A 19,585-nucleotide genomic window follows, 5' to 3' on the forward strand; every position below is an offset into this window, starting at 1 on the left:
GGTAAAGGATGAAATTCAGCATGAAATCAAAAATAGGAGCAGCAGCAGCCACATCATTAGCTGGGTTGGCAATGATGGGAGCGGGATCGTACGCATTATTTACAGCACAAGCACAGTCGAATCCGCAAACCTTTGGTGCAGGTGTAGTCGATATTGCCACGACAGGCCAAGGGTTCCAAACCTTCTCGAATAATCACACGATTGATTTTTACAACATGGTACCAGGAGATTACGTGGGTTCTTATGTGGTGGTGCAAAACACAGGTAGTGTGAATGAAGTGGTAGACATTAATACTCAGGCTCATGGTCCAATCTTCTGGGATGATGGACTCAACAATGGGAAAGAGACAACGCTCAACGGATATAAAAAGGGTTCATTGCCATCAAGTGCTTCACCCGTAGCTTCTACAGCACAGTCGACGTACGCTGATTTCTGGCAACCGCGCTTACTCTCGAATGGTCCTCAGGTGATGGGCGGGGATTGGGAATCGGTAGATTATCCTGATACCAAACAAAATTCGCAGTATGAACACGATAATCATCCTGCGAGTTATACATTGAATTACCAGATATATAATGAGCAACCGACTGTTACTATGAATGCGACAAACAGTAGCACACAGGCACCCACGTTCACTGTGACAGGTAGTAATGGCCAAACATTGACACCTGCAAGTGACATCATTGCAAACACGATTACTTATACGTACAACCAGGCCGGATACAATCCGGCAACAGGACAGGATTATCCACAACAGACGGGGACGTTTATGAACGGACAGACGCCGTTCAGTGGGTCGTCGGACGTTCAGGGTATAGTCCTTCAACCTGGGCAATATATGGTGGTTGAATACACGGGCCAATTGCCGATACATGCAGGAAATGACTATCAAGACGCATGGGGTACTGCACAGGTAGTATTCAATGCTGCACAGTGGGAAAATAACCATAACGATGACCAAAATCCAATTCTGACTTCGCCTACCAGTCCTACTCAAAACACGTCAAGCACTGGTACAACTTCTGGAAGTGGTTCTGTTCCGACATCCCCAAGTGGGAATGGACCAACATCCGGAACAGGTAATCCAGGAGTACCATCATCATCCCCAAGTGGGAATGGACCAACATCCGGAACAGGTACTCCAGGAGTACCATCATCATCCCCAAGTGGTAATGATTCTACCACATTATCACCTAATCCACCTATAAATTTCATAAGCTAATCACCTGCGATTTATTGTTAGAGCCATTTGTGCACTTCTGTATTTGAAAGTTCCCTGCCGAAAGTGGACCCTTTCGGCAGGGCTCCCTGATATTTCACTGACAAGTCTGCAGTCTTTGGCAATGAATCCATAGAATCATTGTTCATTACGCAAAGAGTGCAGATTTGAAAAAATCTTCCACACGTTTGGCGTACAGATTTTTAGTCAATCCATTTATATTCTGCATTTTATCAAAAGGCTGTTCAGTAGTAGGGGGCGTGTTGTTTCATGAAGAAAAGTTGGCTATATTATCTTGGCTTATCTACAATGTCTGCAATGGTTCCGATAGGCATAAGTGGAACCTATGCATTGTTCACACACCAGACGCAATCATCCCCTGTATCTTTTGGAACGGGGACTGTGCAAGTGGAATTAAAGCAAGACACAAACCATTCATTACTCATCGAACCATACGATAGTACAGATTATTCAGCATTTTTGAATAATCATTTTCAACCTCATCGAGATATTCTTTATATGGTTACAAATACGGGTACGGTGAATGAATGGGTTAGATTAGATTCAGCAGCTACTTTATATTTAGGTGGAAATCCTAACGCGGCACATGAATTGGCGGGTAGTTATAAAATTTTAACTTTGCCATCTACCAACGATGAAAAGGATCTTGTTCAATCCTTAATAGAAGACTTACAAAATCAGCAATGGACGGTTGGTAGCACGGAAACATCCTTAGCTAATCTTGATATATCTTCTTTTGCGCCGCGTTGTCAGCAATGGTTATTGCAATTGCCAACAATGATTCAAAATCAGTCTCATTTAACAGGTTGTTTAGCCTATATGACAAACGGCCAATGGTCCCCTGAACAACAACAAATTCTGCAAAATTATTGTCAACAATTCTTTTCTTCTTTGCAGTCGGAAGGATACCATACAGTAGCGGATATCCCTGAAGTTGCGTGGCAATCTTTTTTCCAATCTCTTTTTTCTCAATTAAATGCTAGCAAGCTGAAACAAGAAGTTGTAGCAGGTGGAAATGATCCGTCATGTACTGTCCTGGCTTCAGGCTCTTTACTTTTTTCTCAAATATTTTCTTTGGGAAACACCAATTGGAATCAGTTACAACAATCCATTCCACTATCACTTCCTAATGCAGTAGATTCCGTTGCAGGAAGTGCAGCATATTCGAATACCACCTGGTTTCCTCTAGCTCCGGGACAAACTGCAGTAGTAGTCTATCAACTTTATGTACAGGATACTTCCCCGCTTGGAGAGGCTGGCTGCAAAAATTCCTCGCCATTTGTACCGAATACGTCTAGCAACACATTAATGACTTGGGCTTATGTAGTGCAACATGAGAATGTTTCGCAAATTTCAAATTAGAGAGTTTTCGTAAAGTAGGGTTGTAGTTGAAAGGAAGTGAGTGCAAGATGAGTCGATTGCGTCTTCCTAAACGATTCATAGCCGTGGCAGGAAGTACGTTAGTGGGCATTTTATTGCTGTCGGATGGATTATTTCGCATGACTGCTTTGGCCGATCCGTCTCTTACGTCTTCATTTTCTGGTGGTTTAGCTTTTACACAATATGCTGATGGAAGTCATATTTTTTCTAATGTTCATCACTTAGTGCCCGGGGATACACGCACAGGTTCTGTAGAAATCATGAACGAAACAAATGTTACTGAGCAAGTGGTCTTTACAACAAAACTATGGGGACCTTTGTTTTCAAATAATGGTCATACAGGCACAACTTTGTCCAGCACCTATATCTCCAAAGACTATTCAGGAACAGGATATCAAAAAGCGTTTGAATATGATAATTTTCCACCGCATATGAGTGATACGGCTTATGTCGTTGGGGATGAAGAAGCTACCATTCAAACACAGGGTCCTTTTTCTCAAACAGTACAATCCAAACCTTTTACTTTATTGGAAGGTCAATCCTTGCTCATTCAGTACACGCTTCAATGGCCTTTAAGCGCTCATAATGATTATCAGGGGCTTTAGGCTATATGCAAGTGCAAGTTCAAGCGATTCCCGTGGGCACACCTTCTAATCCGTCAGGTCCGACAACGCCCAATAGACCACCTCAGCCCAATTTACCCAATGGAGGAAATCCTCCTGTTACTGTAACGCAGCCCAATCCATCAGGAGGGAATGCACCGCCGATTAGAGAACCAGGTTCTGGAAACGGAAGTCAAGGGGAGTTTCTAGCATTTCTAGTCACCCGTCAGGCGGGCATTCAGAAGGACAAACAGTTCATGTCATTCCCATTTCATCTCCTGGTCAATCTTCTGTCATTGGAGCAACATCTCCCGTGACTGGGGTACCTGTATTGGAAACTTTAGCCGAAGCTTTGAGTTTTATTCTGCTTGGCATAGGAATGCTTTTCTTAGGGAGTCGATTGCGAAAAGAGAGATAGGGATATTGAAAATCATTTCTAAATAGAGAATTTCCAAATAAAAATCCTCATTGCGCAAGAAATGAGGATTAAACATTTGATTTATGCCACTGATACGGATTATATAAAAAATTAAGAATCCCTTTTATCCTGGATTTTTTTCCATCTTTGATATTCAACAAATTGTTTGAATTCTTCAATATCAATCCCGGAAAGTTTTGCTTCTCTAGCAATTTCTAGCCATTCTTCATCAAGCCCGTATGGATTTTCTGAATCCACCGTGGATACCACATCCACAGGTAATAACTCCACCAAGGGAATTTGAAAGACATGAGAAAGTTTTTCCAAAACTTGAATGGACGGGTTTTGTTGTTTGTCTCGTTCAATCATACTTAGGTATGACTTGGCTACCCCAGAACGCTCAGACAACTCATTGAGCGACCAACCACGAGATTTTCGTAAGGCTTGTATGCGTTTGCCAATCACAGATGTCTCCCCGCCCACTCCATGTGTAAATTTTAAATAAAAGTGAATCATTTCATACTATTGACATTATTCCTTCAAGACAACGTTTGGATAGTGCGGGAAGAGAGGAAGCGTCTGACTTCTTCTTTCGTTAAACCAAAGTCTCGAGCCATTGCCATTAAACCTTCCCAATCCTGTAAGCTTTCAGTATCCCTTTTGTTCTCTTTGTCTGTCATTGTTTTAGGCTGAATGTTGTGCAATTCCCTTTACCCCATTTCGGTAAGATTTCCTACCGAACCCTTGCAACTCAGCCATCCTGGCTTAATTTTATATTTTTCCATCCAGGACCCGCAGTTTTGCGTCCCTGTCTTTCAACAGGTTTGCCCTCAAGGAACTAGGATACGTTCATTATACGAAACAGATTGTGCTTCGACAATCTAAAAATGTTCCGATTGGACTCATATCTATATTTTGAAACGAAAGAGATTGAATTGAAACATTTGGAACATTATTTCCGTTTACAATACTTTCGAGCACCGTAAGCATATGTCCTGTCGTCATAACGGTGAACGGGGAAATGCAAAGCGACGGGATCGAGAAAGGAAAAGAAACGTTTAAACAGAGATGAGCGTTACAAACAGGCTAACACAGTTGAAATATGAAAATATAGAAAGCCAATATGTTTTGCGGGTAGAGGTAAGGGATACGAACGGAATATTCATGAGAGAGATGAACGAATGAGAACTAACAGAAAATCAATCAAGGAATTAAAAAATTGGCGCTGCACCGCTCATATATGGACGGACAGCGCTCATCTCTTTAACAATAGCTCCCTTCAAACGGTTGAACTTGGTCCGGAATATGCGTCTCATTGAAAGATTGTGCAGGCAGATTAAAAAATTGATCCGTAATGCTAATAAGTGGGCGCAATACTTGTAGATTGAGTATATTTATAATCCCAAGTGGAATGAAAGATTTTCCAGTGCATACCATCCCAAACTTTGTTTCATGCATGTGGTTCCAAGTTTTGATGTTGAATAGGATTGTAAGCTTTTCCGCCAATCACTTGAGAACGTAATCGTTTTATTAACAAGAGAATCGTTAAAAGCTTGTATTTTGGCAGGCGTAAAGAACTGTATTCCTGAAATAGCAGAAAGTGAAAGAACTCCAATGGCGAAGTACCTAGAATAAGTTCCTTTTGTTATCAAAATAAGAGATTTACTAGTTATCTGTTGATTTTATATACAAATACCAATAAATACTATAAATAATTTAATTATAAAAATGGGTTTCATGAGCTAGTATTTAGGGGAAGAAATATAAATTTACTCATGGACCATGAGTCCAATGAGTCTAGTATTTGTGGTATTTATGCAATTGGACGGGGGAATTATTCCTTTGAACAGTCTATTTCTTTTAACAAGTTTTTAGCTCGAACCATTCTTTCTTGATATTGCAATTTCATTGCTTGAACATTTTCTACTTTTCGATTCATTTTTTCAATCAACTCTTCTAGTATTTGAATAAAATTTTGGACGATCCGTTTTTGTTCTTCTATATTTTCATTTTGCTCTTGAAAATTCTTCTTTAATTCTTGCAAGGATTGTTCAGCAGACAACGTTTCTTGAATCTCTTGCAGTGAAATGCCGAGATGCTCTTTTAAACGCAATATTTGCTGCAGCATGTCTATCGTTTTTTCATCGTAAAGTCGATGACCTCCATTTGTGCGTGCTGCTGCAGAAATGAGTCCAACTTCCTCATAGTAACGAAGCGTTCTTGGTGTGATACCAAGCTGTTTGGCAACGTTGTCGATAGTCAAAAAGTATTTATCCTGTTGTGCCAATCATATACCTCCGTTTCTTATCTAAGCTGATTTTGGTTGTATTCTTTCCTTCTACAGGACATGGCTCTAGGTTATCCTACAGAAAAGAAAATATATTCGAGTTGATTGCGATTTACACTTGGTCTAGGATATTATACAAGTTATTCAGTTAACGTCAACGTAAATTAGTTGCATGTTTTCATTGTTCATAAGGAGGTGAAACCCAAGCTGTGAAAAATCAGCTTGGGATAGATGAAGATAGCCAATGGAGTCGAAATGCTGGAATTGGAAATGAATATAATGGGGAGGAAAAATTTAATTCATCCAACACTCTTTTACGATGATTCACAAGCCATATTAGTAGACGCGGGCATGCCCGGGCAACTCAATGAAATTCGCGAAGCGGTGGAAAAAGCGGGAGTGTCGTTTGAAACGATAACTGCCGTTATTTTAACGCATCAGGATATCGATCACGTTGGAAGCATTGAAAGTTTAATCAAGGAGCTTCCAAAGTCGATTACTGTCTATGCTCACGCGGAGGATAAACCTTACATTGAAGGTGAAAAAGAACCTATCAAAATGAATCGCCAACGTGTTGCTCAGATGTTGGAACAAGTACCAGCAGAGATGCGCAGTCAGGTGGAGAGTATCTTTTTGAATCCTCCCCAAGCTAAAGTCAATCAAACAGTAGAAGATGGAGAGTGGCTTCCGTTTTTTGGAGGTTTGCAAGTGATATACACCCCAGGGCACACACCTGGTCATATCAGTCTCTACCATCGTAATAGTAAGACGCTGGTTACGGGGGACGCGATGGTGAGTGAGAATGGGAAGCTTCTTGGACCCAGCGCACAGGCAACACCAGATATGGAAGAGGCGCTGAAGTCTCTAAAAAAATTTGCTGCCTTAGATATTGAACAAGTCGTTTGCTATCACGGTGGTTTATGTAATTTTCAAGTCAACGAACAAATTGCAAACTTAGTCAAGTGAAGAATTGAGCGTTGGGGGTGTTTAGCAATTGCCTATGAGTCAAACTGCTCTTCTTGTTATGGATATGCAAAATGGCATTGTTTCACGTTTCGCAGAAGATCCTAGCGTGCTTGAACCGTTTAAGCATGCGGTGGCTTTGGCGAGAAAATCAGAAGTTATGGTGATTTTTGTGAGGGTCGCGTTTCGTCCTGGTTATCCTGAAATTAGCAGTCGAAATTTATCATTTTCTAGAATTGCCAAAAATCCAAACGACATGATTCAATCTGAATTTTCAACCCAAATTCACGAGTCCGTAGCACCGCAACCTGAAGAAGCTGTTGTTACGAAACTGCGTGTGAGTGCTTTTACAGGTAGTGATTTAGAAGTGCTGTTGCGTGCCCAACACATTGAGCGCTTAGTTCTTTGTGGTATTGCCACTAGTGGCGTCGTACTTTCGACGTTGCGTGAAGCGGCTGACAAAGATTATGAGTTGGTGGTTCTTGCTGACGCCTGTTTAGATGCTGATGAAGAAGTGCATCGAGTATTAATAGAAAAAGTTTTTCCTAGGCAAGCCGAGGTCATGACAGTGGCAGAATGGGCAAAGATGCTCGATGGACGATTGAATTGAATTCATCACCATATCAGTTACAAGATCCCATCTCTATGTTCAGCATAGGCGGTGAGCGGTTCACTTTTGGTCGGTTCATTCCATCGAAAGAGGAGAGATAGCATGCTATCTTTGTCGTTAGCCAACAGGACGGCTGTAGTAACCGGTTCAGCCAGCGGCATTGGTTTTGCCATTGCTCAACGTTTGGCTGAGGCTGGCGCTAAAGTGGTTGTTTCTGACATTCGCAAAGAAGCTGCAGATGTAGCCGTGTCTCAATTGCAGAAGAGAGGTCTGGAAGCGATTTGTTTTCAGGCTGATGCAGGGGCAGAAAATGATGTCAAGTGTCTCTTGGAATTTGCGGTTCATTCTTATGGATCCTTAGATATTCTTGTCAATAACGCAGGTATGCAGTACGTAGCTAATATTGAAGAATTTCCTGCAGATAAGTTTCAACAGTTGTTGCAACTGATGTTGGTAGGTCCTTTTTTGTCGATAAAGTACGCTTTCCCATATATGAAAGAACGTCAATGGGGGCGGATAATCAATATAGCTTCTATTAACGGACTTATAGGATTTGCGGGCAAAGCTGCTTACAATTCTGCTAAACATGGTGTAATTGGTCTGACCAAAGTTGCCGCACTAGAGGGGGCCGAGCATGGCATAACTGTAAATGCGCTTTGTCCAGGTTATGTGGATACTCCACTGGTGCGAAACCAGTTGAAGGATTTAGCTATTCAGCGAGGTGTTCCCTTGGAGTCAGTTTTGGAAGAGGTTATTTATCCACTTGTACCCCAAAAGCGACTCTTGGAAACGAGCGAAATAGCTGATTACGTGCTTTTTTTGGCTAGCCACACAGGACGTAGCATTACAGGGCAGGCAGTAGTTATCGACGGCGGTTACATTGCGCAGTAGTTGTAATTAGTTTTTCTCAAGATAGACGCAAGAATGAGATGATTGTCATGGTTTTGTAAAAAAAACGTGTTAGAGTCGAGAAAACGCTTTAGATGCTTTATGGTGGAGGTTTTCTTATTGTCTGTTCGCATAACGGTATGGAACGAATTTCGTCATGAGCAAAAAAATCCGAAAGTCAGTACCTTATATCCAAATGGTATTCACGAAGCAATCGCCTCTCCACTTCGTGAAAAGGGGTATGACGTCAAAACGGCTACGCTCGATCAACCTATGCATGGGTTGAATGACAAAGTGTTAGATGAGACAGATGTCCTCATTTGGTGGGGGCATATTGCACATCAAGAAGTTTCAGATGAAATTGTCGAAAAAGTCGTGCAGAGAGTATGGAAAGGTATGGGACTGATTGTTCTGCATTCTGCTCATTTTTCCAAGGTTTTTAAAAGGTTAATGGGTACTTCCTGTGATTTGAAGTGGCGTGAGGCTAACGATAAAGAGAGGCTTTGGGTAGTTCAACCTAATCATCCGATTGTTCAAGGAATCAATGAATTCATTGAACTTCCGCAGGAAGAAATGTATGGTGAATATTTTGATATTCCCCAGCCCGAAGAATTGATTTTCCTCAGTTGGTTCAGCGGGGGAGAAGTCTTTCGAAGCGGGTGCACCTATCACCGTGGATTAGGAAAAATCTTTTATTTTCGACCTGGTCATGAAACTTTCCCCACCTATCATCACCCGGAAATTCAACGAGTCTTGGCTAATGCTGTAGAATGGGCAGCACCTCATGAGATGAAACAGCCAATCTGTGGCAAAGTTCAAGCGTTGGAGACACTACCTTCCTTGCAGAGTTGATACATATTTCATTGCTTCCCTATCTTTTGCAATTCTATCAGAGGCTGGTTAACCAACTCGCCATAACGTGCTGTTAGGAGGAATAGAGTTGTGAAGATTGGTATTTTTACTGTTCTTTTTGCGAATCTAAGTTTTGAAGAGATGTTAGATAAAGTGGCATCCAGTGGCTTGGAAACGCTTGAAATCGGCACAGGTGGATTTCCTGGGAATGTACATTGCCCGCTTCAGGAGTTGTTAGAGAATCAACAAAGAAGACAAGAATGGTTAGATACCATACGCCAACATGGATTGGAAATTAGCGCTTTTTCTTGTCATGCCAATCCTCTCCATCCTCATCCAGAATCGGCAAAAGAAGCTCGTCAATTAATTCAAGAGACGATTCAATTGGCTGCCCTCATAGGAGTAGAAAACATTAATACTTTTTCAGGATGTCCGGGAGAATCGCAATATTCACAACATCCATCCTGGGTCACCTGTCCCTGGCCTCCAGAGTTTAATGAGGTGCTGAAATGGCAATGGGAAGAAATCGCTATACCTTATTGGAAAGAAGTGAACACTTTTTCCAAGAAGTATGGAGTACGCGTTGCAATTGAACCCCATCCCGGATTTCTTGTCTATAATACGGAAACTGCATTGCGATTGCGCGAACGTTGTGGAGAGTGGATTGGTGTGAATTTCGATCCAAGCCACTTTTTCTGGCAAGGTATTGATCCATCCACAAGTTTGAAAATTCTCGCTGAAGCAGGAGCACTCTTTCATATGCACGCCAAAGATACAGCTTTTGATGAAGATAACGTCCGCCGCAATGGTGTGCTTGATACGAAGCCCTATGAGCAAGAATTGGCGCGATCTTGGATTTTCCGAACGATTGGTTACGGTCAAAGTGAAGAAACCTGGAAATCCATTTTCAGTACACTGCAAAAAGTGGGTTATACAGGGACTGTCAGTATTGAACATGAAGATAGCTTGATGTCGGTGGAAGAGGGATTTCAAAAAGCAGTGGAATTTCTTAAACGCTTACGGATTCGGGAACGCCAGCATCAACTCTGGTGGGTTTGATTTTGCGTTGTTATGAGAATGAACGGTTGGCCAATGTGTATTTCTTCAAGACTTCGAAGGCGAGGATAATGATGCGAGTAGCGCTGTTAAGTGGATGGCATGTGCATGCTGCAGAATATGCGCAGTATGCTGTAAATCATTCAGAAGTAGAGTTGCATTTCATTTGGGATACAGATGAAATACGTGGTCGCGCTTTTGCCGAGCGGTTTGACGCCATGTATGTGCAAAATTTAAATGACATCTGGGAGCAGGTGGACGGAGTCATTATTGCTTCACCTACCAATCAACATTTTGCCCTTATCTCTGAAGCGCTAAATCAGGGCAAACATGTATTTTCGGAAAAAGTGCTTGCCATGAATTTAGATGAATGTAGAAAGATTCGAGAGATTCTAGAAAATAAAAACGTAGTGCTGACGCTTTGTTTACCAAGATTGTCCGACGCATACTTTCTCTATGCTGTAAGCGCACTTGAACAAGGGCTGCTCGGTAGACTTCATTCGATTCGCTGTCGATTGCATCATGACGGTATATTGTCAAGTGCGGAACACCCTCAAGGGTGGTTGCCGGCTGAATTTTTGGATCGCTCACTGACGGGAGGTGGAGCGCTTATTGATTTGGGTGCACATCCCATTTATTTAGCCAATCGATTGGCAGGCACACCAGTATCCGTATCAGCCCTTTTTTCATCATTTTATAGCTCAGATGTAGAAGATCAGGCGACTGTATGCGTGAAATACGAATCAGGATGTGTGGCTGTATTGGAGACAGGCTTTGTTTCCGGACAGCGTTCTTTCCTTTTAGAGTTACATGGTTCAGATGGGAGTCTAATGGTGGATCAACAATCCGTTCGTATTGCCTCTAGACATTTGCCTCATCAAGCTTGGCAAACTCCGTTATTGCCAAAACCATTGCCGCATCCTTTTTCTCAATGGGTAGCGACTGTTTTACATCATGAACCGCAAAATACATCCTGGCAAGATATTGAACACTTAACGCTCATCAATGATGCAGCGCAGTTATCCCATCAAAAACGCCGAATTGTAGATATATCGGAAATAGGAGGTTTGCAAATTGACTGAGCCTTTACGCGTAGGAATTGTTGGTGCAGGTGGCATTGCCCAAGGCGTACATATACCCAATTATTTAAAATGTGGATCACGTGTTGAAATTGTAGCACTGGCAGATATTCAATTGGATAGAGCTAAAGAAGTGGCAGCTACTCATCATATCCCGTATGTTTTTGCGAGTGTGGAAGAGATGCTGGATAAAGTACCTTTGGATGCGGTAAGCGTTTGCACCCCCAACAAATTCCATGTCTCTGCAACTCTTGCTGCGCTTGAGGCAGGTTGCCATGTATTATGTGAAAAGCCTCCTGCTCTTTGTTGGCAGGAAGCGGAATTAATGGCAGATGCAGCTCAACGGGCAGGTAAAATATTGACTTACGGATTGCATTACAGACATTTCCCCGAAGTTGAAACCTTGAAGAAATTTATTGATGCTGGCGATCTCGGAGAGATTTACGCTAGTCGTGCTATAGCTGTGCGGCGTCGCGGGATACCAGGATGGGGAGTTTTTACGAATAAAGAGTTACAGGGCGGTGGACCACTCATTGATATCGGCGTACATATGCTCGATACCGCTCTTTACTTAATGGGCTATCCATTGCCTGATACAGTTTTCGCGGCCACCTATCAAAAGATTGGTAATCGACAAGGTGTTGGCATGATGGGAGATTGGGACTGGAAGCAATTTTCTGTCGAGGATATGGCGCGGGGTATGATTCGCTTTCAAAACGGATCGACCCTTATTTTAGAAACTGCCTTTGCTGCTAATGTAGAGAAGCGCGAAACCATGCAAGTTTCCTTGATGGGAGATAAAGCTGGGGCTGATGTCTTTCCATTGAAAATCTATGAAGAAAGACATGACACATTGCTGGATACGACACCTGCCTTTTTACCTAAAAAAGGTGGTCATGAATTAGAAATTGAGCGCTTTGTTGATGCCTGCCTAGGTGGAGCAAAACCCATCTCCACGCCAGAACAGGGTGTTGCATTACAGAAACTGTTGGATGCACTTTATCGCTCTGCTGAATTGGGAAAGCCGGTAGAATGTTAGGAGGGTATCCATGAGTGAAGGTAATGCTTTGCGTGTAGCCATGATTGGCTATCAGTTTATGGGTAAAGCGCATAGCCATGCGTTTCGGGATGTCTCGTTTTATTTTCCGAATCTACGTCCCGTTACCCTCCAGGTACTGGTGGGTCGTCAGGAAGAACGTGTTCGTCAAGCGGCGGCACGATACGGTTTTGCAGAAGTGGCCAGTGATTGGAGAGAGATAGTAGAGCGTGACGATATTGATATTGTAGATATTGTCACTCCCAATCATTTGCATAGGGAGATTGCGATAGCCGCATTGCGTGCTGGCAAACATGTATTATGCGAGAAGCCACTGGCTCTTTCGTTAGAAGAAGCTGTAGAGATGGAGATGGAAGCAAAAAAGGCTTTAGGAATAAATATGATTTGTCATAATTATCGTTTTGCGCCAGCTGTTCAATTGGCTAAGCAATGGTTGCAGGAAGGCCGTTTAGGTAAGATTTACCATATACGTGCACAATATCTGCAGGATTGGATGATAAGTCCAGATCATCCCATGGAATGGCGTTTGCAGAAGCAGTTAGCAGGTTCGGGTGCGCTGGGGGATATTGGTTCACACATCATTGATTTAGCTCGGTTTTTGGTGGGTGAAATCGATGACGTAACAGCTGTGATGAAAACCTTTATTCAGGAGAGGCCATTCATGGTTGAAAATGAACAAGACGTTACAGGTAAAGTGGATGTAGATGATGCCGCAGCATTTTTAGCAAAATTTTTGGATGGGGCTTTGGGTGTATTTGAAGCAACGCGCTTTGCGACAGGCAATCGAAATGGCAACCGTTTTGAAATCAATGGCGAAAAAGGTTCTCTGCGTTGGGATTTGGAAGATATGAATCGACTTTATGCGTATTTTGTGGACGATCCAGCAGATTGCCAGGGTTTTCGGCAAATTCAGTGTACCGAATCTGTTCATCCTTATCTACAAGCGTATTGGCCGCCCGGCCATATTATAGGTTATGAACATACGTTTATTAATTTGTTTGCTACTTTTTTAATGGCAATTGAACGGCGTGAGCAAGGAATCGATTATCGTAATTTACCATCGCCCAATTTTACTGATGGTCTATATAACCAACGGGTAATGGCAGCAGTTGAACGCTCGGCAGAAAATGGTAAATGGGAAAAAGTTATGGGGTCAGCTATCTAAATATTTACTAAAAAATATGGTTGCCCAGTCCTCCCCAAAAAATGTTTTACCTTTGAGATTGGACTGGGCTCCGCTTTGACAGTTCAAATTTGCCAAAGACGAGCTTGCATACGGCAAGATTCATTGTGGATTTTATGGAAAATATCGGTCATGAACTGGCTGTCTAAACCTAAAGCTTTTCCCATATGAATATAGTGATTTTCCACTTCGATGGCTCGATTCTGCTGAACAATGGGACAGTCGATTTCCAATTTTCGAGCAGCTACCTCTAGGACTAATTGCATTCTTTCTGCAAGACAGGCGATTAATTGGTCATCAATTTCATCAATTTTACCTCTCAAGGTCTGCAATTCTTGATCATCCATGCAAAGCGACCTCCTTATTAGTGTTTTTTTCTATTTTGTAAAATAGATGAATTTTATCTATTAACAATTTTAATTCTTCTGGGGTAATGGTCTGCTGGCCATCAGATGCAGCTTTTTCGGGATGACTGTGGACTTCAATCAGCAATCCGTCGCAACCGGCAGCTAGAGCAGCCATACTCATGGAAGGTACATAGCGTGCAACACCTGTTCCGTGACTGGGATCGACCAAAATAGGCAAGTGACTTCTTTCTTTCACTACCGGTACAGCGCTTAAATCGAGAGTATTACGTGTGGCTGTTTCGAATGTACGAATGCCTCGTTCACAGAGTATTACCTGTTGGTTCCCCTCACTGAGGATGTATTCAGCAGACATCAGCCATTCTTCAATTGTGCAAGAAAAACCTCTCTTTAAAAGTACAGGTTTATCCGTTCTTCCGACGGCTTTGAGCAGAGAGTAATTTTGCATATTTCTAGCACCAATTTGAATGACGTCGATTGTATCGCAGGCAGTATCTAATTGGCTTGCTTCCATGATTTCAGATACTACAGGGAGTCCTGAAACTTTTCTGGCTTCAGCAAGATAGTATAATCCTCTATCGCCAAGGCCTTGAAAAGAGTAAGGGGAACTGCGAGGTTTAAATGCCCCTCCGCGCAACATTTGAGCGCCAGCAGCTTGAATTTCCTTTGCGAGTTCAACTATCTGATCTAAACTTTCTACTGAGCATGGGCCAGCGATGATAGTTGGTGAATGGGTACCGATTTGAATATCGTGAACGGTAATTACGCTGTTGGCTGCTTGATTTTGACGACTGGCTAATGGATAAGGGCAATTAGAACGAACTTCTCGTGTGCTCATAAAAAGACCTCCTAGCTTATTGGGTAGGTGACAATCCTCAGTCGCCAACCTCTTTCTTTTTCATTTCTCAAGCAGGTTAATGAATGTTGAAAATGTCTTTTAAAGAAAAACGAACCTCAGTCCCTATAGGGACGAGATTCGCTCGTGGTACCACCCTAATTCCAGGCTTTGCGTGTCCAGGAGGTCCTTTTGTCATTTTTTGAACGACAAAAAACCTCGTCCTATAGGGACGAGGGTTACTCGCGGTACCACCCTAATTCCAGGCGCAAAGCCCTTCACTTCATTGTTATAACGGAAATTTGGTTGATTTCCGGTTTAGGCTACTCAAACCTGCTAAGCAGGTGTTCACCCAACAGCTCCGAAGTGAACTTCCGTGTTCCTTTCACACCGGTTTTCACCCACCACCGGCTCTCTGCAGCGACAGCAACACGTACTCTCTTCATCTCAGCCTTTTATTTATTGAATTGTTAAAATATTATCGCGCATGTGCTCAGTTGTCAATGCTAGGTATCTCATCTTATGCAGATTTTCTTGCATAAGTCACAAAATTTACGGACTTATTTGTGGTATCATTTGGATACTGTTATCAGTTTAGCTTTTCTGAAATTTCTTTCCTCAAGGCCATTGATTTCATTCCTGAAAATGAGGTTATGACCATTGCTTACAATTGATTTGAATTGTGATTTCGCTGAGGGTTTTGGCCCCTATCGAATTGGTGCAGGTCGTGAGATGTTGCAGTATGTCAGTTCAGTCAATTTAGCCTGTGGATTTCATGCTGGGGATCCAGCCATCATGCGCCAAATGGTCTACGAAGCTCGTGATGCTGGTGTTGCTGTGGGAGCACATCCGGGGCTACCAGACAAACTTGGCTTTGGTCGCAGAAGAATGGATATTAGTAAGGATGAAGCGTATGAGATGGTTGTTTATCAAATAGGTGCGCTTCAAGCGTTTTGTACGGTCGCAGGAATTCGTTTGCACCACGTCAAACCGCATGGTGCCCTTTACAATATGGCTGCTGTTCAAGCTGATTTAGCGCAAGCAATCGCTCAAGCTGTAAAAGATGTAAGTCCTGATGCAATTCTTTACGGTTTATCGGGGAGTGAGTTGGTTCGCGCTGGCAGAGAAATAGGTTTGCATACCGCCAGTGAGTTTTTTGCTGATCGGACTTATCAGGCTGATGGGTCATTGACTCCTCGTAATGTCAAAGGAGCCTTGCTTGAAAATGGTGAGCAGGCGGTTCGACAAGTTTTGCAAATGATACGAACAGGTACGGTTTGTACCTTAAACGGAGAAAACATTCCAATTATAGGAGAAACGGTCTGTCTACACGGTGATGGCAATCACGCGCTTCATTTTGCGCAGACCATACATCGACGCCTGCTGGAAGAAGGTATTTCTATTCAAGCAGCTTGTGGCAACGCGAATGAATAGATTCACTAGGCTAGTTTAATTTTACTCAATGATAGGATGACTGAAATGCCCAAATCAACCTTCAAATCAGCGAATTTATTGCCGTTTGTCCAGTCTATATCTATGTTTGAATATATGCCGGATTTGGTTTTTTGATGACAGCACCCTCTGCTCAAGAGATTCGTTATCTTTATATGAATCAATCGGCTATGCGGGTTTCAGGTTTGAATGAATATGCGTACGGCGCAACATTTCAAGATGTAGTGGAACCTGTAGAAGCTGATTTTCTTCACCATCAATATACTCAAGCTTTGATGAATGGGAAATCAGTGTCTTTTGTGCTGAATCACAATGGTCAAATCGGTGAATCTATGATTTCTCCAATTTCTTATCATGATGGTCATCTCACATACATGTTGGGTATTGTTCGGGATATTACACCTCATGTTGAGCGCGAAAAAAAATTGGAGCATTTGGCTTATCGGGATCATTTGACAGGCTTATGGAATCGTCGCGCCACGAGAATTCGTTTGCAAGAGGCTGTCAAGCAGGCTGGTTTGACAGATAAGATGCTATCTATCTTATTATTGGATTGTGATAAGTTTAAATGGGTAAATGATCAATATGGTCATCTGACGGGAGATTTACTATTAAGGGATTTAAGTAACAGGCTCCAACGGGTTGCCTCCTCTGCGCATACGATTGCCCGGCTGGGGGGTGACGAATTTTTAGTGGCTATTTTGGTAAAAAAATGAGATGGAAATATTTGAATTGGCAGAAAATATTCTTGAAATAATGAGGCGACCATGGGGAGAAGAAGAAAAGTTTCCGATGATTTCTGTAAGTATGGGGATGGCCACATTTCCAATTGACTCCCTGGAAATTCAAAGAATGATTCAAATAGCGGATAGAGGTCTGTATCGTGCCAAGGAATTAGGTGGTAATCAATATATGTTGGAGCGGGCCATGTTCTGAAATTTCTCTAAAATTATGCGCTACAGCCCTGTTGCTGATTGCAATAGGGCTATTTTTTTCGGCAGATAAGTCGGGTATTTTTTCTCTTTTTAGACTTCTTCTTGGCAATTACCATTTCAGCTGGTTTAGGCGGCATAATTTTTTCAATTAAGTCATGTACAAATTGTAATTCTGTAAGCAATTCATCTTCAGAGGCAGCCCGAATACGCTGTTCAAGGCGAGGATAGATCATTTGGATAGAGCGATTGATGATGATTTTTTCCATGCCCTGCACATGTTGAAAGACTCGATCGATTACTGACTGGATACCCTGCATTGTTCGATCATGTAAAGAAGGCGATAAATCATCCAAGGACAGCACGCCTTTCAAATTTTTTGCGATATCTCATATTCATATGGAGAATGGTTTGGAAGAGAATCGGCGTTCATCACAGCATGCAGATAGTCGTTTCTTTATTTTAATTAATGAATCAAGCTTAACCAAAGATATAAGCCGGACAACGTAATGAAAAGTGTAGGGATCGTGAGAACCATACCTGTTTTGATGTAGGTTTGCCAACTGATCTTGACACCTTTCTGTGCCAATATATGGAGCCATAATAAGGTGGCCAAAGAACCGATGGGAGTCATTTTTGGGCCGAGATCGCAACCGATGATATTGGCATAGACCATGGCGCTTTGCAGGATACCTTTGACATTGGCAGCATGGATAGCCAGTGCGTCAATCATTACTGTAGGTAAATTATTCATGATACTGGAGAGGATAGCGGCGGCAAAACCAGTAAACAATGTGCCGCTGTATAGACCGCCATTTGTCGACCAGCGGAGCAAGTGACCTAAAAAGTAAGTTAGACCTGCGTTTTGTAATCCATAAACAACGACATACATGCCAATGGAAAAAACAACAATAGACCATGGAGCAGAACGAATGGTTTTACGCGGTTCAATTGAATGCGTCTTTGCCCCTGCTATTAAGAAGATCAGCGCAATTGATAAAGCCACAAATGAGACAGGAATATGCAATAAATCGGACAAAACATAACCAATGAATAAGATACTAAGAATAACCCAGGAAGCTTTAAACATTCCTTTGTGGCGTATAGCTACGGCTGCGTCGGGCAAGTCTTCGAGGCGATAGGAAGCTGGGATATCTTTGCGAAAAAATAGATAGAGTACAGTTAGACTGGCTGCAAAGGAGAATAGATCAGGCACGATCATACGCCATGCATAGTGTAGGAAGCCAATTCCAAAATAGTCTGCTGAAACGATATTGACCAAGTTGCTGGTGATAAAAGGCAAAGATGTGGAGTCAGCAATAAAGCCGCTGGCCAAAAGAAAAGGAAGCATTTTTTTTGTATCAAACTTTAGCAGTTTCATTTTTTCTAACACAATAGGAGTTAAAATTAAAGCTGCGCCATCATTGGCAAAAAAAGCTGAAACAATAGCCCCAAGTAAGATAATGAAGAAAAATACCTTGCGTCCATTTCCTCTTGCAGCATGAGCCATTTTCAAGGCAGCCCATTCAAAAAATCCGATTTCGTCAAGAATGACTGAAAAGAGAATAATACCTACGAAGGCAAGAGTAGCATCCCAAACAATTTTTGTGACAGTCCATACATCGCTCAGATGAACGACGTGCAAAAGCAAAGCTAATATCGCTCCGCCAGTTGCACTCCAACCAATTGAAAGTCCCTTTGGTTGCCAAATAACAAAGATTAAAGTGAGAAGAAATACTGAAATGGCTAACCAAGCATAAAGGTTCATTATTAGCACCGCCGTACAATTGAAGTCATGACTTCAATTATATCGGGATGGAAACAGGAATAGCAAAGACAATCCACAGCAACTGGCCTTACAATGATTTGGAAAGTTTGACATACCCCCAATTTTCTGGGGGTATTTTAGTGGAAATCAGGGATGGTGGTTATGGTGTTTTGGCGGTTGAATAAATATGAAAAGCGCTATATACAGCGTGACATTTATCAGGGATAGAAAGGATGTATGCAAAATGCCGAGTACCCAGGAGATTTTTGAGAAGATTCATGAGGTTTTGAAAAAAGATCCCAGTCGAACTGGCGGGTTAACGGCAATCTATCAGTTCAATCTAACAGGTGAAGATGGCGCGGTTTACCAGATCCATCTCACGCCAACTAGTGCGGAGGTAACTCAAGGAGAAAAGGAACTGGCCAATTGTACACTTGAATTGGCTGCAGACGATTTTAAAGAGATGGTGGAAGGTCGTTTGAATGGGACAGCAGCCTTTATGAGCGGAAAATTGCGAGTAGAGGGTGATCTCGGTTTAGCTATGCGTCTTGAGTCGGTTCTCAGCGCTTACGCTTCCTGATTCAGGTTCATTTCCACAAGTACGGGGAGGCGAAGCG

At 42.3% G+C, this 19,585-nt stretch carries 23 protein-coding genes, 1 riboswitch and 1 other annotated feature; of the genes, 16 read left to right on the top strand and 7 right to left on the bottom strand.

Annotated elements, in window-relative coordinates; translation table 11 throughout:
• The first annotated feature begins 20 nt into the window (after positions 1-20).
• The 4 genes from FY534_RS02885 (at position 21) to FY534_RS02900 (ending at position 3,540) form a co-directional block, all read left to right on the top strand.
• Entirely contained in the window at positions 21-1,223 is a 1,203-nt protein-coding gene (locus FY534_RS02885; RefSeq protein WP_203115136.1) for a TasA family protein, read from the top strand.
• A 267-nt stretch (positions 1,224-1,490) separates the two neighbouring features.
• Entirely contained in the window at positions 1,491-2,603 is a 1,113-nt protein-coding gene (locus tag FY534_RS02890; RefSeq protein WP_203115138.1) for a hypothetical protein, read from the top strand.
• A gap of 47 nt (positions 2,604-2,650) precedes the next feature.
• Positions 2,651-3,226 carry a hypothetical protein gene (locus FY534_RS02895; RefSeq protein WP_203115140.1) on the top strand — a complete coding sequence of 192 codons (576 nt, stop codon included), beginning with the start codon at positions 2,651-2,653 and terminating at the stop codon, positions 3,224-3,226.
• Between the two features lie 5 nt (positions 3,227-3,231).
• The gene (locus FY534_RS02900; RefSeq protein ID WP_203115142.1) at positions 3,232-3,540 is read left to right on the top strand and encodes a hypothetical protein; all 309 of its coding nucleotides are present in this window, start codon (positions 3,232-3,234) and stop codon (positions 3,538-3,540) included.
• A gap of 212 nt (positions 3,541-3,752) precedes the next feature.
• Here FY534_RS02900 and FY534_RS02905 read toward each other — a convergent pair whose 3' ends face one another.
• The 3 genes from FY534_RS02905 to FY534_RS02915 form a co-directional block, all read right to left on the bottom strand.
• Positions 3,753-4,106, bottom strand: coding sequence for a helix-turn-helix domain-containing protein (locus tag FY534_RS02905; RefSeq protein WP_203115514.1), 354 nt, complete (start codon positions 4,104-4,106; stop codon positions 3,753-3,755).
• A gap of 74 nt (positions 4,107-4,180) precedes the next feature.
• A complete protein-coding gene (gene sinI / locus FY534_RS14965) occupies positions 4,181-4,321 on the bottom strand; it encodes a DNA-binding anti-repressor SinI (protein WP_207549721.1) in 141 nt (46 codons plus the stop codon).
• Positions 4,322-4,383: 62 nt separating this feature from the next.
• Positions 4,384-4,480: riboswitch (cyclic di-GMP riboswitch) on the bottom strand.
• A gap of 995 nt (positions 4,481-5,475) precedes the next feature.
• A complete protein-coding gene (locus FY534_RS02915; RefSeq protein ID WP_072873866.1) occupies positions 5,476-5,928 on the bottom strand; it encodes a helix-turn-helix domain-containing protein in 453 nt (150 codons plus the stop codon).
• Between the two features lie 231 nt (positions 5,929-6,159).
• Here FY534_RS02915 and FY534_RS02920 point away from each other — a divergent pair, with 231 nt between their 5' ends.
• From FY534_RS02920 to FY534_RS02955, 8 genes are all read left to right on the top strand, one after another.
• Positions 6,160-6,894: an MBL fold metallo-hydrolase gene (locus FY534_RS02920; RefSeq protein ID WP_072873867.1), complete on the top strand. Its 735-nt coding sequence runs from the start codon at positions 6,160-6,162 to the stop codon at positions 6,892-6,894.
• Positions 6,895-6,928: 34 nt separating this feature from the next.
• Positions 6,929-7,501, top strand: coding sequence for a cysteine hydrolase family protein (locus tag FY534_RS02925; RefSeq protein WP_072873944.1), 573 nt, complete (start codon positions 6,929-6,931; stop codon positions 7,499-7,501).
• 102 nt (positions 7,502-7,603) lie between these two features.
• Positions 7,604-8,392 carry a 3-hydroxybutyrate dehydrogenase gene (locus tag FY534_RS02930; RefSeq protein ID WP_072873868.1) on the top strand — a complete coding sequence of 263 codons (789 nt, stop codon included), beginning with the start codon at positions 7,604-7,606 and terminating at the stop codon, positions 8,390-8,392.
• Between the two features lie 117 nt (positions 8,393-8,509).
• Entirely contained in the window at positions 8,510-9,241 is a 732-nt protein-coding gene (locus FY534_RS02935; RefSeq protein WP_370541544.1) for a ThuA domain-containing protein, read from the top strand.
• A gap of 90 nt (positions 9,242-9,331) precedes the next feature.
• A complete protein-coding gene (locus tag FY534_RS02940; protein WP_203115155.1) occupies positions 9,332-10,300 on the top strand; it encodes a sugar phosphate isomerase/epimerase family protein in 969 nt (322 codons plus the stop codon).
• A 71-nt stretch (positions 10,301-10,371) separates the two neighbouring features.
• Positions 10,372-11,379: a Gfo/Idh/MocA family protein gene (locus FY534_RS02945; protein WP_238413635.1), complete on the top strand. Its 1,008-nt coding sequence runs from the start codon at positions 10,372-10,374 to the stop codon at positions 11,377-11,379.
• Entirely contained in the window at positions 11,372-12,415 is a 1,044-nt protein-coding gene (locus FY534_RS02950) for a Gfo/Idh/MocA family protein (RefSeq protein WP_203115159.1), read from the top strand. Before FY534_RS02945 ends, FY534_RS02950 begins: the two co-directional genes overlap by 8 nt.
• A 10-nt stretch (positions 12,416-12,425) precedes the next feature.
• Entirely contained in the window at positions 12,426-13,598 is a 1,173-nt protein-coding gene (locus tag FY534_RS02955) for a Gfo/Idh/MocA family protein (protein ID WP_203115160.1), read from the top strand.
• Between the two features lie 83 nt (positions 13,599-13,681).
• On the opposite strand, the gene FY534_RS02960 is transcribed toward FY534_RS02955, so the two are convergent.
• Together FY534_RS02960 and aroF are read right to left on the bottom strand one after the other, a co-directional pair.
• Positions 13,682-13,963, bottom strand: coding sequence for a chorismate mutase (locus tag FY534_RS02960; RefSeq protein ID WP_072873873.1), 282 nt, complete (start codon positions 13,961-13,963; stop codon positions 13,682-13,684).
• Entirely contained in the window at positions 13,956-14,819 is an 864-nt protein-coding gene (aroF, locus tag FY534_RS02965; protein WP_203115161.1) for a 3-deoxy-7-phosphoheptulonate synthase, read from the bottom strand. The genes FY534_RS02960 and aroF overlap by 8 nt, the downstream gene beginning before the upstream one ends.
• Before the next feature lie 222 nt (positions 14,820-15,041).
• Positions 15,042-15,274: a binding site (T-box leader), on the bottom strand.
• 202 nt (positions 15,275-15,476) lie between these two features.
• On the opposite strand from aroF, the gene FY534_RS02970 reads away from it, so the two are divergent.
• From FY534_RS02970 to FY534_RS14785, 3 genes are all read left to right on the top strand, one after another.
• The gene (locus FY534_RS02970; RefSeq protein ID WP_203115162.1) at positions 15,477-16,250 is read left to right on the top strand and encodes a LamB/YcsF family protein; all 774 of its coding nucleotides are present in this window, start codon (positions 15,477-15,479) and stop codon (positions 16,248-16,250) included.
• 134 nt (positions 16,251-16,384) lie between these two features.
• On the top strand, positions 16,385-16,984 hold the full coding sequence (locus FY534_RS02975) for a GGDEF domain-containing protein (protein WP_203115163.1): 600 nt from the start codon (positions 16,385-16,387) through the stop codon (positions 16,982-16,984).
• A 1-nt stretch (position 16,985) separates the two neighbouring features.
• Complete coding sequence (locus FY534_RS14785; RefSeq protein ID WP_255567410.1) at positions 16,986-17,204, top strand: diguanylate cyclase domain-containing protein; 219 nt, start codon at positions 16,986-16,988, stop codon at positions 17,202-17,204.
• Positions 17,205-17,253: 49 nt separating this feature from the next.
• On the opposite strand, the gene FY534_RS02985 is transcribed toward FY534_RS14785, so the two are convergent.
• Together FY534_RS02985 and FY534_RS02990 are read right to left on the bottom strand one after the other, a co-directional pair.
• Positions 17,254-17,556 carry a hypothetical protein gene (locus tag FY534_RS02985; RefSeq protein WP_238413636.1) on the bottom strand — a complete coding sequence of 101 codons (303 nt, stop codon included), beginning with the start codon at positions 17,554-17,556 and terminating at the stop codon, positions 17,254-17,256.
• A 110-nt stretch (positions 17,557-17,666) separates the two neighbouring features.
• Positions 17,667-18,968 (bottom strand): arsenic transporter, encoded by a 1,302-nt coding sequence (locus FY534_RS02990; RefSeq protein ID WP_203115166.1) that lies wholly within the window; start codon positions 18,966-18,968, stop codon positions 17,667-17,669.
• A 244-nt stretch (positions 18,969-19,212) separates the two neighbouring features.
• Here FY534_RS02990 and FY534_RS02995 point away from each other — a divergent pair, with 244 nt between their 5' ends.
• The gene (locus tag FY534_RS02995; RefSeq protein ID WP_203115167.1) at positions 19,213-19,548 is read left to right on the top strand and encodes an SCP2 sterol-binding domain-containing protein; all 336 of its coding nucleotides are present in this window, start codon (positions 19,213-19,215) and stop codon (positions 19,546-19,548) included.
• Positions 19,549-19,585: the final 37 nt, after the last annotated feature.

The organism is Alicyclobacillus sp. TC (genome assembly GCF_016804365.1).
GTDB classification, from domain to species: domain Bacteria; phylum Bacillota; class Bacilli; order Alicyclobacillales; family Alicyclobacillaceae; genus Alicyclobacillus_I; species Alicyclobacillus_I tolerans.